The sequence below is a fragment of the Tritonibacter horizontis genome (genome assembly GCF_001518015.1).
GTDB classification, from domain to species: Bacteria; Pseudomonadota; Alphaproteobacteria; order Rhodobacterales; family Rhodobacteraceae; genus Epibacterium; species Epibacterium horizontis.
This window is the reverse complement of sequence record NZ_LPUY01000134.1, coordinates 65,117-86,522: the sequence shown is the minus strand read 5'-3', so window position 1 is coordinate 86,522 and position 21,406 is coordinate 65,117. Positions and strand designations below refer to the sequence as shown.

Here is a 21,406-nt window from a genome sequence, read left to right as displayed (position 1 = left end):
CGTGGCTACCAGCGCCCGGTTGCGGCCTGCCACATCAATGCGATGCGCTTGCGAAACTCTGACGTACCCAAAGCCCCCGCCGCGACGCGGGCCGGTTCTGCCCGGACCTGACGCAACACCGCCTCTGCCTGCCAGCCCGACAACAGCGCCGGGCGCGCGGCCTGCGACACGGTGTTCCGTGCGCGCCGCGCGGTGGCGATCCGGTCCAGCCCGCGATCGGCCAACCGCCGCACGCCGTTTGTTGATCCATCCAGCAACGGGACGCGTTTTTGCGCCTCGAGGTTGGGGATCGCCTGCAAATAATTTGCCAAACCAACACCATAGGCATAGTCGCGCACGACCTGCTCGTCGGCGGATCCAAGCGAGGCCGCCGCCATCCAGATCAACCCGCCCGAGGTCGCGTCGATATAGCGGTCGAACGCGCTCTCATCCTCAAACGGATCGCGGTAGATATCCCACCGCCGCGCCTCTGCCATTGCATCAATGGCAGAGGCGGCCCCCTGGTCCAGCAGCGCCGCCAAGGGCGTTGCAACATAGTGGCGGCGGACGGCTGTGCCGGTTGCAATCTCCGCCCCGACATCCCGCCACCATTGCACCCGCATCTCTGCGATCATGCTTTCCTGGCTGGCCCAGGGCGCGCGGGACAGTTCGATGTTGAAGGCATAGAGCGTAAACAACAGCGGGCGGGCGGAGACCGGCGCGGCCATGGTGGCCAGAAACCGGTCCGGGTCGCCTTTCTGGACCGTGTCCGCGCAGGCGGTCAGGTCGTCGTCAAACCGCATCGGCCACCCCTGCCCCGTCCCGCAGCAGTTTCCAGTTCATCGCATCGGTCAGGGCATCGAACGAGGCGTCGATTATGTTAGCGCTGACGCCCACGGTGGACCAGCGCCGGCCCTTGCCGTCTTCGCTGTCGATGATGACACGGGTCACCGCCTCGGTGCCACCTTGGGTGATGCGCACCTTGAAATCCACCAGCCGCATATCATCCAGCACCTGGGAATACCGGCCCAGATCCTTGCTCAGCGCGCGGGCGAGCGCATTGACCGGGCCACGATCCCCCCCCGTCTCGTCCAGCGACTCGCTGACCGACAGCAGCTTTTCACCATCGACCTTCACCACGACAACCGCCTCGGAGAGGCTGACCATCTTGTTGTATTTGTTCTTGCGCCGCTCCACCGTGACCTTGTAGCGCTTGACCTCGAAGAACTCCGGCATCTTTCCCAGTGCGGCACGCGCGAGCAGTTCAAAGGACGCCTGCGCGGTGTCGTAGGAATACCCCTCCGCCTCGCGCTCCTTCACCCGTTCCAGGATCTGCCCCAGCGCCGGGTCGCCCTTTTCGACCACCAGTCCGGCCTCGGCCAGACGGCGGCGCAGGTTGGACTGGCCGGCCTGGTTCGACATCGGAATGATCCGGGCGTTACCGACCACCGAGGGTTCGATATGTTCATAGGTCGACGGATCCTTGAGGATCGCGCTGGCGTGCAGCCCGGCCTTGTGGGCAAAGGCGGACGCACCCACATAGGGCGCCTGTTTCTGCGGGACCCGGTTCAGGATCTCGTCAAGCATCCGGCTCACTTTGGTCAACCGCGCCAGCGCGCTGCGGGGCACGCCCGTCTCATATTGGCTGGCGTAGGGCTCCTTCAGCAAAAGCGTCGGCACAAGCGTGGTGAGATTGGCATTGCCGCAGCGCTCGCCCAAACCATTCAGCGTCCCCTGGACCTGCCGCACCCCGGCATCCACCGCCGCCAGCGAACAGGCCACGGCATTTTCGGTGTCGTTATGGGTATGGATACCAAGGTGGTCGCCCGGCAAGCCCGCGGCGATGACCTCGGTCACAATCGCTGCGACCTCGCCTGGCAGCGTCCCGCCATTGGTGTCGCACAGAACGACCCAGCGCGCGCCCGCGTCCAATGCGGCGCGGCAGGCCGCCAGCGCATAGGCCGGGTTGGCCTTGTAACCATCAAAGAAATGTTCCGCGTCAAACAGCGCCTCGCGCCCCTGGGCCACCACATGGGCCACCGACTGGGCGATATTGTCGAGGTTCTCCGCCAGCGAAATCCCAAGCGCCGCCGTCACGTGGTAGTCATGCGACTTGCCGACCAGACAGACCGCCCCGGTCCCGGCGTTCATCACCGCCGCCAGAACATCGTCATTTTCGGCCGAACGCCCGGCCCGTTTGGTCATCCCGAAGGCGGTGATCTGCGCGCGCGTCTGCGGCGCCTCGTCGAAAAACGCGCTGTCGGTAGGGTTGGCGCCGGGCCAGCCGCCCTCGATATAGTCCACCCCAAGGTCGTCCAGCGCCTGGGCGATCTGCTTTTTCTCACCGGTCGAGAATTGCACGCCTTGCGTTTGCTGCCCATCGCGCAGGGTCGTGTCGTAGAGGTAGAGGCGTTCGGCCATCAGAGATCCTCCAGCTTGGCCGCGTCAAAGCCCGGCCCCGGCACCAGTTCAACACCGGTCTTTGACATGCGCACCTCCAGCCCGGCCTCGGTATAGGCGGTCTTCAACCGGTCCACTTCGCTGAAGTCCTTGCTGTCCATCGCCGTTTGACGGGCGGCGAACAACCGGGCCTCGTGCGAGGTCAGGTCGACGGCAGGTGCCTCGGACCAGGCCGCCATCGCCGGGGTCAAGAGACCGACAATCTGCGCCGAGGCCAACAGACCCGCCGCATCGCCGGCGGCCGCCAGTTTGTGCATTTCCGCAATTGCACCTGCGGTATTGAGGTCATCCGCCAGCGCCTCCAGAACCGCGGCAGCCGCGCTGGCTGCGGGCTCGATGCCCGCTGTCAGCGCCCGCCACTTGCGCAACGTTGCCTCAGCGTCGCGCGCTTTCTTGTCGGTCCAGTCCATCGGCTTGCGATAATGGGTCTGCAGGAAGACAAACCGCACCACTTCGCCCGGCACCCCCTTGTCGAGCAAATCGCGTACGGTAAAGAAATTTCCCAAGGATTTGGACATTTTCTTGCCCTCGACCTGCAGCATCTCATTGTGCAGCCAGGTGCGCGCAAATTCGCCGTGCGGGTTGGCACAGCAGCTCTGCGCGATCTCGTTTTCGTGATGCGGGAACATCAGATCGTTGCCGCCCCCGTGGATGTCGAAACTCTCGCCCAGCAGGTCATGCGCCATGGCCGAGCATTCGATATGCCAGCCCGGACGCCCCCGTCCCCAGGGGCTGTCCCAACCCGGCTGATCCGGGGTGGACGGTTTCCACAGCACAAAATCCATCGGGTTTTTCTTGTAGGGCGCCACTTCGACACGGGCGCCGGCAATCATGTCATCAACGGTGCGTCCCGACAGCTGGCCATAGTGGGCTTTCCAGCTGTCGACCGCAAACAGCACGTGACCTTCGGCGGCATAGGCATGGCCCTTGTCGATCAGATCCGCGATCATCGCCACCATTTGGGCAATATAAGCGGTGGCACGCGGCATATGCGTCGGCTCAACTGCGCCAAGCGCGCCCATATCGTCGAGGAACCATTGCGTGGTCTCGCCGGTGATCTCGGCAATCGAACGGCCGCGTTCAGCGGCGCGCGCGTTGATCTTGTCGTCCACATCGGTGAAATTGCGCGCATAGGTCACCGCGTCGGGACCATAGACATGACGCAAGAGCCGGAACAGCACGTCAAACACCACTACCGGGCGGGCATTGCCAAGATGCGCCCGGTCATAGACGGTTGGCCCGCAGACATACATCCGCACGTTTTTGCGGTCGATCGGCACAAAGACCTCTTTCGTCCGCGTCTTTGTGTTGTGCAGTTTGATCGTCGTCATGTCAGCTCCTTCGACAACAAGTCGGCTTGCAGGGCGGCAGCCTGGATCGGCACGACGCCATAGCGCGCAGCGCGGGCTTAGCAACTTGTCACAAAGAAGGGAACGACAGAAACCAGCCCGCTAAGAATTCAGCAGGCAATACAGATGGTAATGAGGGTTTCAAACGATGTCATGGCGGTCTCTTATCATGGCGATTGCGTCTGGCAAAGGATTTCTGACGCCGCGTCTGTCACCTCTTCAATCGCGGCGGTCGGGCAGACACCCCGCCACATGGCTTAGAACCGGAATGACGCGGTCAGTGACAATTGCCGGTTTTCGCTGGTCAGCGATGGCCGACCGTGGTCGTCCGATCCGCTCAGCACGCCCCCTTGCAGGGCGACATTGGGCGCTAGCGGGATACTCACCCCAAGGCCAAACCGGGTCTCGGCGGCGGCGGTCGGCTTCGCCTGCGCCGCTGTAGTGGCAACCCGTCCCGACATCATCAAGCCGAAACTGGTGCCGCCCCAGATGTCGGGGTCCAGCCCCAGATCACCGCCCGGAAACATATCCGTCAGTCCCGGCAATTCGCTGCCGTCCGGTCGGCTGGGCGCCAGAAAACTGCGCCCATCCCCCTCTGGGGTCGGCTTCTGCGGCGCAACACGACCCCCCTGGGCGGCGACCGGTTGGCTGCTCAGGGCGCCAAAAAAACGCGCCGACCAATCCGCCGCCTGCACCGGCCCGGACAGCGCCAGCGCCACGCATGCGCAGACCGCATATGCGAGGGCGCCGCGCGGTTGGCGCCGGGGCTGATCTGCGGATCGGTTTCTCATGTCATGAGCCTGCTTGCTGCGCATAGACATTCAGCCCCTGGCCGAATGTTGCATGTTTGTTCCCTGACTGTGATGCTCGCAAATCATGATTAACACTTCGTTCAGAACGCCCCGCCGAGGGGGCCAAACATCGGATCTGCCGGCAAGTGTGGCTGTTTTGGCGCGCAAATGACGGCCCGCCCGCACTGCAGAAAAACGTCGCATTTGGTCCTTGCGTCGCAAGTGAGACAGATTCGCGGAAAATCTCCCGGTTAGCCTTGGTGCAACAGGAGGGCGCCATGCAGGAACCCATGTGCATGATTGTGATCGTCGTCCGCACCATTGGTGCGGTCCGGGGTCTGGCCGCGCGGGGCCGCCCGGACGGTCTGGTTTTGATCTTCGCCGATTAAACCTCAGTCCATCAGAAAGAGATTTCCCATGACACTTGCCTCCCCTGTTTCCGCAGGGCGCTCTGGCGGCCGTGCTGCACGCCGGGCCGCACGCGCCGCACCGCTTGCCAACGATCTGCGCGCCATACAACCCGGCCTGCAGGGTGGCGTCCTGAACGTCATGTCCGAGGCCGACGTTCTGCGCATCCACCATACGGCGCTTGATGCGCTTGAAACCATCGGGCTTGCCGACGCGCCAGCAAGCGGCATCGCCCTGCTGACCAGCGTCGGCTGCACTCTTGGGGCGGATGGCCGTTTGCGGTTCCCCCGCGCCCTGGTCGAGGACATGCTGGCCAAGGCGAACCGTGCAGTGACTCTCTTCAGCCGCGATGGCAAGACCGATCTCGACCTGCAAGGGCCGCGGGTCCACTATGGCACCGCCGGGGCTGCCGTCCATATGGTCGATGTCGCGGGGCGGCACTACCGCGACAGCACGGTGCAGGATCTCCACGACGCGGCCCGGATCTGCGACGTTCTGGACAACCTGCATTTTGTGCAACGTCCCATGGTCTGCCGGGACATTGCCGACAATATGGAAATGGACCTCAATACCATCTACGCCTGTTGCGCCGGCACCCATAAACATGTCGGCACATCCTTTACCGATCCTGCCTATGTCGCACCGGCGATCGAGATGTTGCATATGATTGCCGGCGGCGAGGACAACTGGCGCGCGCGCCCTTTCGTGTCAAACTCCAACTGCTTTGTCGTGCCGCCGATGAAATTCGCGACCGAAGCCTGTCTGGTGATGGAGGAATGTATCCGGGCTGGCATGCCGGTGCTGCTGCTGTCGGCGGGAATGGCGGGGGCCACGGCGCCCTCGACCGTGGCGGGCGCGATCGTGCAGGCCGTGGCGGAATGCCTGGCCGGTCTGGTTTATGTCAACGCGCTAAAACCCGGCCACCCCGCAATTTTCGGAACCTGGCCCTTTGGTCTCGACCTGCGGACCGGCGCGATGACGGGCGGCTCTGGCGAGCAGGCGCTGCTCTCGGCCGGATGTGCCCAGATGCATCGGTTCTACGACCTTCCGGGTGGCGCGGCTGCGGGTATTGCGGACAGCAAACTGCCCGACATGCAGGCGGGCTGGGAACAGATGTGTTCCAATGTGATGGCGGGGCTCTCCGGGTTGAACATGGTCTATGAGGCGGCGGGCATGCATGCCTCTTTGCTGGGGTTTTGCCACGAAAGCCTGGTGCTGAGCGACGATCTGATCGGTCAGGCGCTGCGCTGCGTGCGTGGCATCGAAGTCACCGAAGAGACCATGGCGCTCGACCAGATCGCCGAGGTCTGCCTGGGGGGACCGGGGCATTACCTGGGCACCAACCAGACCCTCAGCCGGATGCAGCGCGATTATGTTTACCCGACGCTGGGAGACCGCACCTCGCCCAAGGAATGGGTCGAAAAGGGCAAACCGGATCTGCTGGCCAAGGCAACCGCGCGCAAGGAGCTGATCCTGTCCCAGCGATCTTCGGCGCGGTTCACACCAGAGCTGGACGCCGAGCTACGCCAGAAGTTCAACATTCATTTGCCCGCCTAAGGCTCTCATAAGCATTAAAAAACCCCCTCCTTGCGGGAGGGGGTTAGGTTCGCCGATCAGGCTCTTTTTCGTTGACCGCCCGGGGTGTTTTTTTGCCTGGTCCTTCTCGGCGTATGAGGCGAGCGCACCCGCCCCAGACATGTTTCAAAGACGCGCCCGGCCTCTTTGATCTCGATGAAGCCGCCTCATCAGTGCAGCTTCGTGTTTCGTCGGGGAAAAGACGACCAATTGTGGCGGCCTTTCCCCCTGCGCATCCCAAGAGTGGTGGCGTTTGACGGATGCGGTCTCGATCCCGGCGTGCCGGGAATTCTTAGCTGCAGCCCGAGGTGGAACCGCAGGTGTTGCATTTCATGCAGGTGCCGTTGCGGACCAAGGTGTAATTGCCACATTCACCGCAGGGATCGCCCTCGTAGCCTTGCATCTTTGCCTTGACCCGCGCGTCCATGCCCGATGGCGCCAGGGTTTCACTGCCCGCTTCGGGCACCAGGGTCTGCAAGGCCTGAACCGGGTCGGTGCCCTCTGTCAGCGCCGTCACTGCAACGCTGCCCTGGCCGCCCTGAAACACCACCAGCTCTTGCGGCAACCGTTTGCGCAAATACCCGGTGGAGGAGATTTGCTTCAACACTTCCAGCGACTTGGACGCCGCGCCGTCGCTCAGTTCCGACAGGTTGGACAGGCCTTCTTCGGCGTCGCCGCGGCCCAGATCATCAAAGCTCGCGCCTTCCGGTTTCACATGCGCCAGATCGGTCCTGTCGAGATAGGATACCGCAAGCTCCCGGAACACGTAGTCCAGAATGGAGGTCGCGTTCTTGATCGAGTCGTTGCCCTGCACCATGCCGGCCGGTTCGAACTTGGTGAAGGTGAAAGCGTCCACGAACTCCTCCAGCGGCACGCCGTATTGCAGGCCGACCGACACCGCGATGGCAAAGTTGTTCATCATCGCCCGAAAGCCCGCACCTTCCTTGTGCATGTCGATGAAAATCTCGCCCAGGGTCCCGTCCTGATATTCGCCAGTCCGCAGATAAACCTTGTGGCCGCCCACAACCGCCTTTTGCGTATAGCCCTTGCGGCGCTGCGGCATCTTGGTGCGATGGGATTTCATCACTTCCTTGATGACGATCTTCTCCACGATCTTTTCGGCCAGGGTCGCGACCTTTTCCGGCACCGAACCGCTCTCAAGGATCTCGGCTGCCTCGTCGTCATCCTCCACAAGCGCGGCGGCCAGCGGCTGGCTGAGTTTTGAACCATCGCGATACAACGCATTGGCCTTGACCCCCAGCGACCAGCTGAGCTCGTAGGCCTTCTGACAGTCCTCGATCGAGGCGGTATTGGCCATGTTGATGGTCTTGGAAATCGCCCCGGAGATAAAGCTCTGCGCGGCGGCCATCATACGGATATGGCTTTCAACGTTCAGATAACGCTTACCTTTTTTGCCGCAGGGGTTGGCGCAGTCAAAGATCGCATAGTGATCTTCCTTGAGATAGGGCGCACCTTCCAGCGTCATGGTGCCGCAGACATGGTCATTGGCGGCATCAATATCGGCCTTGGTAAACCCAAGGTGGCGCAAAAGATCAAAGGTCGGATCGTTCAGTTTGGCCGCAGGAATGCCCAGCACACCGGTGCAGAACTCCTCGCCCAGGGTCCATTGATTGAACACAAACCGGATGTCAAAGGCGCTTTCCAGCGCGGCGTCGATCTTGGCCAGCTCATTGGGACCAAACCCGTGCCCGGTCAGCGAGGTATGGTTGATCCCCGGTGCGTTCCCGATGGACCCATGGCCAACCGCATAGGCGATGATCTCTTCGATCTGAGCCGAAGAATAGCCCAGACCCTCCAGCGCGGACGGCACAGACCGGTTGATGATCTTGAAATACCCGCCGCCGGCCAGTTTTTTGAACTTCACCAGGGCAAAGTCGGGCTCGATCCCGGTGGTGTCGCAGTCCATCACCAGACCAATGGTGCCAGTCGGCGCGATCACGGTCGCCTGCGCGTTGCGGTAGCCGTATTTCTCGCCAAGGCGAACCGCCTCGTCCCAGGCGCTCATCGCCAGTTCTGTCAGGCGCGCATCCGGGCAGTTGACCAGATCCAGCGGCACCGGCTTCACCGTCAGCGCATCATAGCCGTCGGTCGCCCCATAGGCGGCGTTCCGGTGGTTGCGCATCACCCGCAGCATATGGTCCGCATTGCGCGCGTAGCCTGCAAAGGCCCCCAGTTCGGACGCGATCTCGGCCGAGGTCGCATAGGACACGCCGGTCATGATCGCGGTCAACGACCCACACAGCGCCCGCCCCTCGTCACTGTCATAGCTATAGCCCATGTTCATCAGCAAGCCGCCGATATTGGCATAGCCCAGACCCAGGGTGCGGAAGTCATAGGACCGCTGGGCAATCTCCTTGGACGGGAATTGCGCCATCATCACCGAGATTTCCAGCGTCAGCGTCCACAGACGACAGGCGTGCATGTAATCCTCGGCCTGGAACACGCCATCCTTGAGGAAGGTCAAGAGGTTCATCGAGGCCAAATTGCAGGCGGTGTCGTCCAGGAACATGTATTCCGAACAGGGGTTCGAGCCGCGGATTGCCCCGTCTTCGGGGCAGGTGTGCCACTCATTGACGGTGTCGTGGAACTGGATGCCCGGATCGGCACAGGCCCAGGCCGCATGCCCAACCTTTTCCCACAGATCCCGCGCCTTGACCGTCCGCGCGACCTTGTCATCGGTCCGGTTAATCAGCGCCCAGTCGGCGTCTTTTTCGACCGCGTGCAAAAACGCGTTGGTGACCCGGATGGAGTTGTTGGAGTTCTGCCCCGAAACCGAGCTATAGGCCTCGGAATCCCAGTCGGTGTCATAGGTCGGGAACTCGATGCTGTCGTAGCCCTGTTTGGCATAGTCCAGCACACGTTTGATGTAGGTCTCTGGAATGGCGACTTTCTTCGCCTCGCGGATCGCCTTCTTCAGCGCGTCATTCTCGGCCGGATCATAGGCGTCCTGGGCCAGACCATCCCAGCTGCGCAATGCGGCAAAGATACCGTTCAGCATCTTCTCATGCATCTTGGAGCCGGCGACGATGGAGGCCACCTTTTGCTCCTCGAGCACCTTCCAGTCGATGAACTGTTCGATATCCGGATGGTCGGCATCCACGATCACCATCTTGGCGGCGCGGCGCGTGGTTCCGCCGGATTTGATCGCCCCGGCTGCCCGGTCCCCGATTTTGAGGAACCCCATCAGCCCGGAGGATTTACCGCCGCCAGAGAGCTTTTCGCCCTCGGCCCGCAGATGGCTGAAGTTGGTGCCGGTGCCGGAGCCATATTTGAACAGGCGCGCCTCGCGCACCCAGAGATCCATAATGCCGCCGTCCTGCACCAGATCGTCAGAGACGGACTGGATGAAACAGGCATGCGGCTGGGGATGTTCGTAGGCGCTGTCGGATTTGGTCAGCTTGCCCGTCTGGTAGTCCACATAATGGTGCCCCTGGGCCGGGCCGTCGATCCCATAGGCCCAATGCAACCCTGTGTTGAACCACTGCGGCGAGTTGGGCGCGGCGCGCTGGCTGGCCAGCATGTAGCGCATTTCGTCAAAATAGGCGCGCGCATCCGCTTCGCTGGAGAAATAGCCGCCCTTCCAGCCCCAATAGGTCCAGGCGCCGGCCAAACGATCAAACACCTGTTTGGAGGAGGTCTCTCCGCCGAAATCCACCTTGTCGTCCGCCGGTACGGAGCGCCACAGGAATTCCGGCACGTTCTTTTCACGGACTTTTTTCAGACGGGAGGGCACGCCGGCCTTGCGAAAATACTTCTGCGCGATGACGTCGCTCGCAACCTGGCTCCAGGTAGAAGGCACTTCGATGCCCTCCTGCCGAAACACGATTGTGCCGTCCGGATTCCGGATTTCAGAGGTGGCCCCAACGAATTTCAAAGCAGCATACGCGTCTTGCCCTGCTTTGGTAAATTGACGTTCAATCTTCATGGCCACACCTGTTCCAATCTGTCCTGTAGTCCCGCAATGACGCAAATTGCGCCTGCCCCAAACGTCAACCAGCGCTTTGAAAAACCGTAAGCGAGCGCAGAGAAGCCCCACGCACAAAGGTCATACACCGACCCGATTTTAACGGTTTACACTAAGCACTGCTGCAAGGGCGTCTTCGTATTCTCTACAAGATTTAGTAGCGCCCCTGCTGACACCCACAATCTCGCGTAAGTGACCCTAGATGGTCAACGTCAAAATTTAATTTTTACGCAGCACAATCCGGTTGACGATATTAACGCTTTTGAGGGTCCCCGAGCCGGGCCGATTCATCCACAAGCAGCACCAGCCCCCCGGGCTGGAGGGAACTCGGTAAAAGGATATTAAAAATTTATGTTCTGTAAGGGGCTTGGCGCGAAGAGGTGAACCACCTGCCCCGTGCCTTGTGATTTCTGGCGCCGGGTTATCCACTCTTTGCCGCGTCGATGGTCCGTAACCTCTGCTGCCGCCAAGGGATGCGCATCGACCGCTATCGCAAAAAAAATCGGCAGGCCGCGCGGGGGTTCGACGCTTAGTTGCGTCATTTTATTAAGATTTGATTAATGCGGGGCGCCTGAGAGGCGCCATTCTAGGCGCAAGCCGCCGCAATGATTCCATCGCAGAATGGCCCCGAACCGCGGCCCGCCGCGCCCGGCCATCTGGCGCAACAGTGACTGCACCGACCGCAACAACCGACCCCCGCAAAAGGCGTACGTGTCCGGATTAATTGTGGGGGTATCGAGGCCACAGGCAGACAAACGCACCCGGTCGAAACCGCGTGCGTTTGTGTCATTCTGTAGAAAATGGTCGGGGCGGCGAGATTCGAACTCACGACCCCCTGTACCCAAAACAGGTGCGCTACCAGACTGCGCCACGCCCCGGACCGTGCGCCTTCCTATCCCTAAGATTCTGTAATGAAAAGCCCTAACACGGCCAAATTGCGCGTTCTTGCGAAAAAACTTTGTGCCGCATTTGACTGCCAACGGTGATCCCCAGATCCCGAACCAGACCGGCGTTCAGTTCCAGCACCACCAGCACCTGATCGCCGCCCGGAATCGACGTCAGATCACCGGGAATCGCATTTTCATGGATGTGACTGATGACGCCATCCGACTCGACAAAAATCATATCGAGGGGAATCAGCGTGTTCTTCATCCAGAAGGCCACCCGCTGCGGTGTCTCATAGACAAAAAGCATGCCATGGCGCCGTGGCATGTCCGCCCGATGCATCAGGCCCAAGGCCCGACTGTCGGCGGTATCGGCAATTTCGATGGAGAATTGTGCCTGCCCCCAGGGGCCTCTCAGCTCAACCTGATCGGCCTGGCAGGCGGCTTGCGCGCAGACCGCAGCAAGCCAGAAGATTACAGCCCAAACATATGAGCCCGCCCGCATCGACGTCAGTCGTCGTCGGCTTGGTCAGAGATCGCGGCCTCCCAGGCCAGCACCTCGACCGCCATCCGGCCCCGTTTGCCGTCGATCACCCGCATTGCCAGCGCTTCGCCGGATTGCAAATCTGACAGGCCGGACTGGCGCAGCACTTCGACATGCAGGAACACATCTTCGTCGCTGCCAAAAACATTGGCAAATCCGAACCCTTTGGCCTTGTCGAACCATTTCACCCGCGAGGGTTCCAACGGGCTGTTGCTCAGCTCGGCAGCGTCGATTTCGGCCAGATCACTCAGGATCGGCGTATCATCCCGTTCGGGCGGCGTGATCGAAACGATTTCCACCGCCTGGACACCACGTTCGGTGGAATGGGTGACGACTTCGATCTCGGACCCGTCCGCTATCGAACTCTGACCGAAATTGCGCAAAACATTGACGTGCAACAGGATGTCCGCACCGTTGTTCGGTGCGACAATGAATCCATACCCTTTGGTTGGATCGAACCATTTCACGAGCCCACGGACTTGTTGCAAACTGCTGAGATCTTCGGCCACTAGTCTGTTCCCACCACTTGGGTATTTAATTTCGGCGTTAAATACTTAACTGCGCGATTTTACCACATGAGTTCAAGTGTAAAAGTTCGAAGTTGCGGACTTCCTGAATTCAGGAGGTGACGTTGCGTTACGGACTGAGCCGTGTAACCCCCCAGTTTTCGCTGGAATTCTCGCGCCGCCATTTGAATCTGTCGTGCAGCCGAAATGCACCATCAGCCCAAAATTCGATCTCGATCGGGCTGAGACGGTAGCCTCCCCAAAAATGGGGACGTTGCGGGTTGGTCCCCTTGGTTGCCGTAACCTTCGCCACTTCGGCCATCAAAGCGCTTCGAGAGCTCAGTGGTTGCGATTGTTTCGAGGCCCAGGCGCCGATCCGGCTCTTCAGCGAACGGGATGCGAAATAGGCATCCGCCTGCGGGCCGTCTTCCTTTTCGATGTGTCCGCGCACCCGAATCTGACGCCGCAGCGATTTCCAGTGCATGACAAATGCAGCGGTGCCGCTCTCGTCCAGTTCGCGGGCTTTGGCACTCTCGTAATTGGTGTAAAACACAAAGGCCGAACTTTCGATTTCCTTAAGCAAGACCATACGGGCGTTGGGCATGCCCGAGGCATCGATAGTCGCGAGCGCAATCGCGTTTGGGTCGTTCACCTCTGTTTGCTCGGCGTCCGCCAGCCAGCGGCGCGCGATCTCAAACGGGTCGTCACCGGCGAATAAACCGTCTCGCTCCGACATTCTGTCTGTCCTATCTGCTGTTTTGCGTGGCAAGTTAGTCATCTTTGCCACCAAATGAAAGACTGGACAGCGGTGTCCGCCCTTGAAGCGATTGTCGCAGCGGGCTAAAGGACGTTCATTAAGCGATCACAGGCGGAGAACCTGCATGTCTAGTCAACTGATGGCCGGTAAACGCGGCCTTATCATGGGCCTTGCCAACGATAAATCCATTGCGTGGGGCATTGCCAAGGCCTGTGCCGAGGCGGGGGCCGAGCTTGCGTTCTCCTACCAGGGTGATGCATTACGCAAACGCGTGGATCCCCTCGCAGCACAACTTGGCAGCGATACCGTGCTGCCTTGTGATGTCGGCGACGAGGCGTCGATCGACGCGCTGTTCGCCGCGATCAAGGAAAAATGGGGCGCGCTCGATTTTGTCGTTCATGCCATCGGATTTTCCGACAAGAACGAACTGCGCGGGCGCTACGTCGATACCAGCCGTGCCAATTTCACCATGACCATGGATATCTCGGTCTATTCTTTCACGGCCGTCGCCAAACGCGCCGAAAAGCTGATGCAGCCCGGCGGGTCGATGCTGACCCTGACCTACTATGGCGCCGAACAAGTGATGCCGCATTATAATGTCATGGGGGTCGCCAAGGCCGCGCTTGAGGCGTCGGTGAAATATCTGGCCGAGGATCTGGGCAAGGACGGTATCCGCGTCAACGCGATCTCGGCCGGCCCGATCAAGACGCTGGCGGCTTCGGGCATTGGCGATTTCCGCTACATCATGAAGTGGAACGAGTACAATTCGCCCCTGCGTCGCAATGTGACCACTGATGACGTGGGCAAATCCGCGCTGTATCTTCTGTCAGACTTGGCCTCAGGTGTCACTGGTGAGAATCTGCATGTCGATGCGGGCTATCATGTGGTGGGCATGAAGGCCGTCGACGCCCCGGATATCGAGAAAGGCTGACGCTGATGACGACCAAGGATCCAAACCGCCTGCCCCATGAAAAAGGGTTCCACATCTCCTGGGACCAGATCCATCGCGACAGCCGGGCACTGGCCTGGCGTCTGGATGGGCTTGGGCCCGACGACGGGCACTGGCGCGCTGTGGTCGCGATCACCCGTGGCGGCATGGCGCCTGCGATGATTGTCGCGCGGGAGCTGGATATCCGTACCGTCGATACCATCAGCGTCAAATCCTACCACTCCGGTGGTGGCAAGGCCGATCAGCGCCGCGAAGCGGAAGTGCTGAAAAGCCCCGACGCGGCTATGATGGGCGATGGCACCGGCATTCTGATCGTCGACGACCTTGTTGATTCCGGCAAGACACTGGAACTGGTCCGCGAGCTTTATCCGCAGGCGCATTTTGCCACCGTCTATGCCAAACCGCAGGGCGAACCGCAGGTGGACACATTCATCACCGGTGTCAGCCAGGACACCTGGATCTTTTTCCCCTGGGACATGGCGCTGCAATATGTCGAGCCCTATCGCGGCACCGACTGATCCGGTCTGGCCCCGAAGTTTGTCAAAGCGCGCCCTAACCGGTGCGCTTTTTCTTTTGGCACCGGGGCTTTGTGGCCCTTGCAAGTGCCGCACGAAATCGCCCTAATGCCGCTGGCCATTTGGCCTGTTTCATATCGACGTTGAAGGAAGACCCCGATGCCCCTCGCCAGAACTGCCGCCACTTTCGTCTCGCCGATTGTGGAATCCCGTCGCTGGCTCAAGGGCGTGCAGTTTCGCGATGACCAGCCGCTGCTGAACCTCAGCCAGGCCGCGCCGGCCGATCCACCACCCGAAGGGCTGCGCCGCGCCATGGCCGAGGCGGTGCTGCATCAGACCAGCGCCCATCTTTATGGGCCGGTGCTGGGCAACGACGACCTGCGCGCCGCGCTGGCGCAACAGATGAGCCGTCATTACGCGGCTGCGGTGACGGCCGCAGAGGTCGCCATCACCTCCGGCTGCAATCAGGCCTTTGCAGCCGCCATTGCCAGCCTTTGCGGCGAAGGGGATGAGGTGATCCTGCCAACGCCCTGGTATTTTAACCACAAGATGTGGCTCGACATGCAGGGCGTCACCACCCTGCCCCTGCCCGTTGGTGATGGCATGCTGCCCGAGGTCGCAAAGGCCGAGGCGCTGATCACCGACCGCACCCGCGCCATCGCGCTGGTGACCCCGAACAATCCCTGCGGCGTGGAATATCCGGCGGCCCTGCTGGACGGGTTCTTCGACCTTGCCAAACGCCATGGCATCACCCTGATCGTGGATGAGACCTATCGCGATTTCGACAGCCGCAGCGGTGCGCCACACGGATTGTTTCAGCGCGACGACTGGCGCGACACGCTGGTGCATCTCTATTCCTTCTCCAAAGCCTACCGTCTGACCGGGCACCGGGTTGGCGCCATCGCCGCCGGCGAGGCCCGCCTGTTCGAGATGGAGAAATTCCTCGACACCGTCACCATCTGCCCGGCGCAGCTTGGGCAGATCGGCGCAACCTGGGGGATCGAGAACCTCGCCGACTGGCTGGCGGGCGAGCGCGCCGAGATCCTTGATCGCCGCGCCGCCATCGAGGAGGGCTTTGCCCCCCTGGCCGCCAAGGGCTGGACCCTGCTCGGCACCGGCGCCTATTTTGCCTATGTCGCGCATCCCTTCGAGGCTTCTGCCGACGCGCTGGCGCAGAAGATACTGACCGAGATCGGCATCCTCATGCTACCCGGCACCATGTTCACCCCCGAGGGCGCGCCCGAAGGTCAGCGCCAGTTCCGCGTCGCCTTCGCCAATGTGGACCGCGCCGGGATTGCCGAGATGATCACCCGCCTCGCCAGCTTCGACGGCTGACCTCACAAAAGATCGACCCCATGCGTGCTTGCCCCTTTGCGGGCAGACGCGTATTCAGGGCCGCAACAGGATTTGGCCGCCCGCCACGACTGCCGGGGCGCGCCGAGATAAGACGATAAAAAGGGCCGCAGGCATGAAAAACCTCTCCAAGACCTTCGTTTGGATCCTCATGGGTCTGTTGTTCGTCGGCCTTGCCGGATTTGGCGCCGTCAATGTGTCCGGCACCACCCGGACATTGGCCAGTGTGGGCGAGGCCGAGGTCAGCGTCGATGACTATGCCCGCGCGCTCCAGCAGGAACAGCGCGCAATTCAGCAACAGTCCGGTCAGTACATCCCGCTCAGCCAGCTGGTGTCGATGGGGGTGGATCAGAACGTCTTGTCCGGTCTGGTGACAACCGCCGCGCTGGACAACGAGGTGCAGCGCATCGGCCTGTCGGTCGGCGATGACAGCCTGCTGCAGGAGATCACCCAGATCCCGGCCTTCCAGGGCTCCGACGGCGCCTTCAGCCGGGAAAACTACAAATTCGCCCTTGAAAACGCCGGTTTGTCGGAAACCGAATTCGAAGAGGATCTGCGCGCCGAAACCGCCCGTACGCTGGTGCAGGCCGCTGTCGTCGGTGGCACCCGGATGCCCGTCGTGCTGCGGGACACGCTGACCGACTATATCGGGGCTCGCCGCAGTTTTGCCTATGTGCGCCTGTCAGAAGAAGACCTGGTGCTGACCACGGCAGAGCCGACCGAGGACGAGTTGCGCAGCTATTATGACGCCAACACTGACAGCTTCACCCTGCCGGAAACCAAGGTGATCACCTATGTCTTGCTCAGCCCGGAGTCGCTGGTCGATGAGGTGGAGCTGGACGAGGCCACGCTGCGCGCCCTTTACGAGCAACGCGACGCTGAATTCAACGTACCCGAGCGCCGCCTGGTGGAACGTCTGGTGTTTTCCGACACCGAAAAGGCCGCCACCGCCATGGCGCAACTGGAACTTGGTGGCACCACCTTTGAAACCCTGGTCGAAGACCGCGGCCTGACGCTGGGCGATATTGACCTGGGCGACGTTGCCCATGGCGACCTGGGGGCCGCCGGTGATGGGATCTTTGCCGCAGAGGTCGGTGGCGTTGTCGGGCCGCTGCCCTCGGACCTTGGTCCGGCGCTGTTCCGGGTGAATGGCATTCTGGAGGCCAGCAACACCAGCTACGAAGACGCGCTGCCGACGCTGCGCGAGGAATTGGCCCTGGAGCGGGCCCGCCGGGTGATCGAAACACGGGCCGAAGGGCTCGATGATCTGCTGGCAGGCGGTGCCACCCTCGAAGAGCTGGCCAAGCAGGAACCGGGCGTTGAACTGGGGCAGATCAACTGGACCGCCGACACCACCGAAGGCGTTGCGGGCTACGAGAGTTTCCGCACCGCAGCCGAGGCCCTGACCGCCGAGGATTTCCCGGCCGTGGCCTTTGTCGACGATGGCAGCCTCTATGCGATGCGGCTTGATGAAACCCTGCCGCCGCGCCCCGAACCCTTCGACAGCGCCCGCGACACGGTTCTGGCGCAGGTCAAGGCCGCGCGCCTGCAAACCGCCCTTGCGGAGCAGGCCGAGGCCATCAAGACCGCCGCCGAAGCCAACGACGGCCAGTTCGCCGAGGATCTGGAGGTCCGCGAAGAGGTCGGGCTGACTCGCACCGCCTACCTCGATCAGACCCCGGTGGACATGATGAACCAGATCTTCGAGATGGAGCCTGGCGCATTGCAGGTGATCTCCGGCAGCGAAGGCGTGGTCGTCGTGCGCCTGGACGAGATCCTGCCGCCGCAGGACAGCACCGATATGGCCTTCCTGGCCGAGGCGCTTGGTGAGCAGCTCGACCAGTCCCTGGCGACGGAACTCTTCCGGGTTTACATGCAATCGGTTCAGACCCAGGCGCGCCCGCAAATCAACCAACAGGCCGTGAACGCCGTTCACGCGTCCTTCCAGTAACCTGACCGCAAGGCACGCGCTCCCATGGCCCTGATCCCCGACTTCGACACCTTCGCCAAATCCTATGACGCCGGTGAAAATCAGGTGGTCTACACCCGGTTGGCGGCCGATCTCGACACGCCCGTCTCCCTGATGTTGAAGCTGACAGGCGCCCAAAAGGACGCCTTCATGCTGGAATCGGTGACCGGCGGCGAGGTGCGGGGGCGCTATTCCATTATCGGGATGAAGCCGGATCTGATCTGGCGTGCCTCTGGCGAAAGGTCGGACATCAACCGCGCCGCGCGGTTCGATGCAGAGGCGTTCACGCCGCAGGACGGCAATCCACTGGACACCCTGCGCGCGCTTCTGGCCGAAAGCCGGATCGACCTGCCCGAGGATCTGCCGCAGGCGGCGGCGGGCCTGTTTGGCTACCTCGGCTATGACATGATCCGCCATGTCGAACATCTGCCGAATGTGAACCCGGACCCGCTCAGCCTGCCCGATGCGGTGATGATCCGCCCTTCCGTCGTGGCCGTGCTGGACGGGGTCAAGGGAGAGGTCACCGTGGTCTCCCCAGCCTGGGTCAGCGACGGTCAGTCCGCGCGCGCGGCCTATGCCCAGGCGGCGGAACGGGTGATGGATGCGGTGCGCGATCTGGAACGCGCGATGCCGGCCGAGACCCGCGACCTGGGCGACGCCCAGGAGATCGCGCCGCCCGTGTCCAACTTTACCAAGGCCGAGTACATGGCCGCCGTCGACAAAGCCAAGGACTACATTCGCGCCGGCGACATCTTTCAGGTGGTGCCCGCGCAGCGCTGGACCCAGGATTTTCCGCAACCGCCCTTTGCACTCTACCGGAGTCTGCGGCGGACCAATCCCTCGCCCTTCATGTTCTACTTCAACTTTGGCGGATTTCAGGTCATCGGGGCCTCGCCCGAAATTCTGGTGCGGGTCTTTGGTAATGAAATCACCATCCGACCGATCGCAGGCACCCGTCCGCGCGGCGCCACCCCCGAAGAGGACAAGGCGCTGGAGCTGGAGCTTCTAGCCGACAAAAAGGAACTGGCCGAGCATTTGATGCTGCTCGATCTTGGTCGCAACGATGTCGGCCGGGTCGCCAAGATCGGCACCGTGCGTCCGACCGAAGAGTTCATCATCGAACGCTACAGCCACGTGATGCATATCGTGTCTAACGTCGTCGGAGAGCTGCACGAGGACAAGGACGCGCTGGATGCCTTTTTTGCCGGAATGCCGGCCGGAACGGTCTCGGGCGCCCCAAAGGTTCGTGCCATGGAAATCATCGACGAGCTGGAACCGGAAAAACGCGGTGTCTATGGCGGCGGCGTCGGCTATTTCAGCGCCGGCGGCGACATGGATATGTGTATCGCGCTGCGCACCGCCATCGTGCAGGATCAAAAGCTCTATATTCAGGCTGGCGGCGGTGTCGTTTACGACAGCGACCCGGAAGCAGAATATATGGAGACGGTCCACAAATCCAACGCCATCCGGCGTGCAGCCGCCGATGCCTCCCGCTTTACCGGCAACGGCAATCGCTAGGGACGGCGCACCCGAGAGGCAGATCAGACCCGTGCAGCCTAGGCCACAGACGGGCGCGACAGTCAGGCGCTGAGCGGCAGCGGCGATTCCTCCAGGCTGATGTCAAAGATCTCATCCTGGAGGAATCGCCGCTGGCCGCGCAGTTTGAACTGGCCCACAAGTTCGGACAGGCGGATGGTCTCCTGGGTCATCCGCTGGATGGATTGGTCGGAGTTTTCGACCATGGACACGTTCTCTTGGGTTACCTGATCGAGTTGCGACACGCCGATATTGACCTCGCTGATGCCCTGGGCCTGTTCGGTCGCTTCGTTGGATATCCCCGACATCAGTTCCGAAATACTGCCAACCTGGACCACCACGCCGTTGAGCGCATCGCCGGTGCTGCGGACCTGGGTCACGCCGTCTTTTACGTGGGCGCTGCTGTCGTCGATCAGAATCTTGATCTCGTTGGCTGCGTCAGACGCACGATGGGCCAGAACACGGACTTCTGATGCCACGACGGAAAAACCACGTCCGACCTCCCCTGCCCGCGCGGCCTCGACGCCCGCATTCAGGGCCAGCAACCCGGTCTGAAAGGCGATGTCGTCGATCACGCCGATGATCCGAGAGATCTTTTCTGACGATTTCTCGATGGCGCTCATGGCGGAGACCGCGCCGCGCACCACGACACCGCTTTGTTCGACGTCCTGACGGGCGCTGGCCACCGCGGCTTCGATCTGGCGCGCGTTCTCTGCCGATGTGTTGACACTGGCGGTCATCTCTTCCAGCGCGGCTGCGGTTTCCTCCAGCGTTGCCGCCTGGCTTTCGGTGCGACGAGACAGGTCCTGGGAGTCAGAGCTGATCCGATCCGATTGCTCGCGGATCTTGTTGGTTGCGAGCACAACTTCAGAGACCAGTTCGTTCAACCGGTCCACCGTTTCGTTGTAATGGATCCGCAAGGGATCATAGGTTTCGTTGAACGGCTCTTCAATCCGGTCGCCCAGATCCCCATCGGCCAGCCGCCGCAACCCGTCCCGCAGACGAGCAATAATCACCTCGCCCTGGCGACGCAGGTCTGCCTGCTCCTCAAAGGCGACAAGCACCCGGTCGGATACGGCATCAATATCGCGGGCTATATCGCCGAAATCGTCATTGCGCATGATATCGGCAATTTTCAGACCAAAATCACCTTCTGCCACTTCTTTCAAGGCGGCACGCAGTCGTTCGATCGGTTTGGTAATGCTGAGTGTAATAATGCGGACATTCCAGATCATCACCACCACCATGAAACTGGAAAACAAAACATTTCCAAACAGCATTGCCATTTCGTGGTTGCGCGCCGCTTTTGAAGCCGCCTGAGACACATCCTTGATGACGGAGCCCAAAGGTTCCAATCCGATTTCAAGCTGTTCAAAAACCTGCATGAATTGGTCCAGCTTTGCGGTGGCGCCGGCCACGTCTGAAAAGGCCAAGGTTGCAATCTCAAGCGCCTGTTTTTCAAACGGCTCAAAAAGCGGTGCCACATCGTTCAACAACATCGTCGCTTTTGGGTTCAGGTCTATCCCGCGCAGCGCCTGCAGGCCGGCTTCGAGGCTGGCAATATCTGTTTCGAGCTTTTCGAGCACATGCGATTTTTCATCGCTTGTTGCCTGTTCGCCGATGACAATCGCATACAACACGCTCGCTTCGACCGAGTCATGCATCATATCCACTGTCATTTCATGGCGCAGTGCATTGGTCAGCCGGATCTGGTTTTCCAATTCAAGCTCGCTTTGCCAAAGGCTATAGATCGCCATTCCGGAAAGCACGATTACGGCAAAGATACAGACGCAGCCGGAAAACGCCAATCGGACCTTCATATGGACATGACGAAACATCAAGGAGC

At 61.3% G+C, this 21,406-nt stretch carries 15 protein-coding genes and 1 tRNA gene; 6 read left to right on the top strand and 10 right to left on the bottom strand.

The features are described from left to right. Positions 1 to 5: 5 nt before the first annotated feature. From TRIHO_RS21335 to TRIHO_RS21320, 4 genes are all read right to left on the bottom strand, one after another. Positions 6 to 782 (bottom strand): squalene/phytoene synthase family protein, encoded by a 777-nt coding sequence (locus TRIHO_RS21335; protein ID WP_068248584.1) that lies wholly within the window; start codon positions 780 to 782, stop codon positions 6 to 8. Beyond that, entirely contained in the window at positions 772 to 2,403 is a 1,632-nt protein-coding gene (cimA, locus tag TRIHO_RS21330; RefSeq protein WP_207498762.1) for a citramalate synthase, read from the bottom strand. The genes TRIHO_RS21335 and cimA overlap by 11 nt, the downstream gene beginning before the upstream one ends. Next, positions 2,400 to 3,770, bottom strand: coding sequence for a cysteine--tRNA ligase (gene cysS / locus TRIHO_RS21325; protein WP_068248581.1), 1,371 nt, complete (start codon positions 3,768 to 3,770; stop codon positions 2,400 to 2,402). Before cysS ends, cimA begins: the two co-directional genes overlap by 4 nt. Before the next feature lie 275 nt (positions 3,771 to 4,045). Beyond that, on the bottom strand, positions 4,046 to 4,579 hold the full coding sequence (locus tag TRIHO_RS21320) for a hypothetical protein (protein ID WP_131811239.1): 534 nt from the start codon (positions 4,577 to 4,579) through the stop codon (positions 4,046 to 4,048). A gap of 417 nt (positions 4,580 to 4,996) precedes the next feature. Here TRIHO_RS21320 and TRIHO_RS21310 point away from each other — a divergent pair, with 417 nt between their 5' ends. Continuing rightward, positions 4,997 to 6,544, top strand: a complete 1,548-nt coding sequence (locus TRIHO_RS21310; RefSeq protein WP_068248575.1) for a trimethylamine methyltransferase family protein — start codon at positions 4,997 to 4,999, stop codon at positions 6,542 to 6,544. A gap of 310 nt (positions 6,545 to 6,854) precedes the next feature. Here the strand turns inward: TRIHO_RS21310 and TRIHO_RS21305 are convergent, their stop codons facing one another. The 5 genes from TRIHO_RS21305 to pdxH all read right to left on the bottom strand — a co-directional run bounded on the left by TRIHO_RS21305 (position 6,855) and on the right by pdxH (position 13,217). Further along, a complete protein-coding gene (locus TRIHO_RS21305; protein WP_068248571.1) occupies positions 6,855 to 10,508 on the bottom strand; it encodes a vitamin B12-dependent ribonucleotide reductase in 3,654 nt (1,217 codons plus the stop codon). Positions 10,509 to 11,348: 840 nt separating this feature from the next. Continuing rightward, a tRNA-Pro gene (locus TRIHO_RS21300) sits at positions 11,349 to 11,425 on the bottom strand. A 43-nt stretch (positions 11,426 to 11,468) separates the two neighbouring features. Then, on the bottom strand, positions 11,469 to 11,936 hold the full coding sequence (locus tag TRIHO_RS21295) for a DUF192 domain-containing protein (protein WP_068248566.1): 468 nt from the start codon (positions 11,934 to 11,936) through the stop codon (positions 11,469 to 11,471). Positions 11,937 to 11,941: 5 nt separating this feature from the next. Continuing rightward, positions 11,942 to 12,484, bottom strand: a complete 543-nt coding sequence (locus tag TRIHO_RS21290; RefSeq protein WP_068248564.1) for a cold-shock protein — start codon at positions 12,482 to 12,484, stop codon at positions 11,942 to 11,944. Positions 12,485 to 12,611: 127 nt separating this feature from the next. Further along, entirely contained in the window at positions 12,612 to 13,217 is a 606-nt protein-coding gene (pdxH, locus tag TRIHO_RS21285) for a pyridoxamine 5'-phosphate oxidase (protein WP_068248560.1), read from the bottom strand. 145 nt (positions 13,218 to 13,362) lie between these two features. Here pdxH and fabI point away from each other — a divergent pair, with 145 nt between their 5' ends. The 5 genes from fabI to trpE all read left to right on the top strand — a co-directional run bounded on the left by fabI (position 13,363) and on the right by trpE (position 19,542). Beyond that, the gene (fabI, locus tag TRIHO_RS21280; protein WP_068248559.1) at positions 13,363 to 14,169 is read left to right on the top strand and encodes an enoyl-ACP reductase FabI; all 807 of its coding nucleotides are present in this window, start codon (positions 13,363 to 13,365) and stop codon (positions 14,167 to 14,169) included. Between the two features lie 5 nt (positions 14,170 to 14,174). After that, positions 14,175 to 14,705, top strand: coding sequence for a xanthine phosphoribosyltransferase (gene gpt / locus TRIHO_RS21275; RefSeq protein ID WP_068248558.1), 531 nt, complete (start codon positions 14,175 to 14,177; stop codon positions 14,703 to 14,705). Positions 14,706 to 14,861: 156 nt separating this feature from the next. Further along, a complete protein-coding gene (locus TRIHO_RS21270; RefSeq protein WP_068248556.1) occupies positions 14,862 to 16,037 on the top strand; it encodes an aminotransferase in 1,176 nt (391 codons plus the stop codon). 133 nt (positions 16,038 to 16,170) lie between these two features. Further along, positions 16,171 to 18,006: a peptidylprolyl isomerase gene (locus TRIHO_RS21265; protein ID WP_068248555.1), complete on the top strand. Its 1,836-nt coding sequence runs from the start codon at positions 16,171 to 16,173 to the stop codon at positions 18,004 to 18,006. Positions 18,007 to 18,030: 24 nt separating this feature from the next. Further along, positions 18,031 to 19,542, top strand: coding sequence for an anthranilate synthase component I (gene trpE, locus TRIHO_RS21260; protein WP_068248554.1), 1,512 nt, complete (start codon positions 18,031 to 18,033; stop codon positions 19,540 to 19,542). Between the two features lie 62 nt (positions 19,543 to 19,604). Here the strand turns inward: trpE and TRIHO_RS21255 are convergent, their stop codons facing one another. Beyond that, a complete protein-coding gene (locus tag TRIHO_RS21255; protein ID WP_068248550.1) occupies positions 19,605 to 21,398 on the bottom strand; it encodes a methyl-accepting chemotaxis protein in 1,794 nt (597 codons plus the stop codon). Positions 21,399 to 21,406 lie beyond the last annotated feature (8 nt).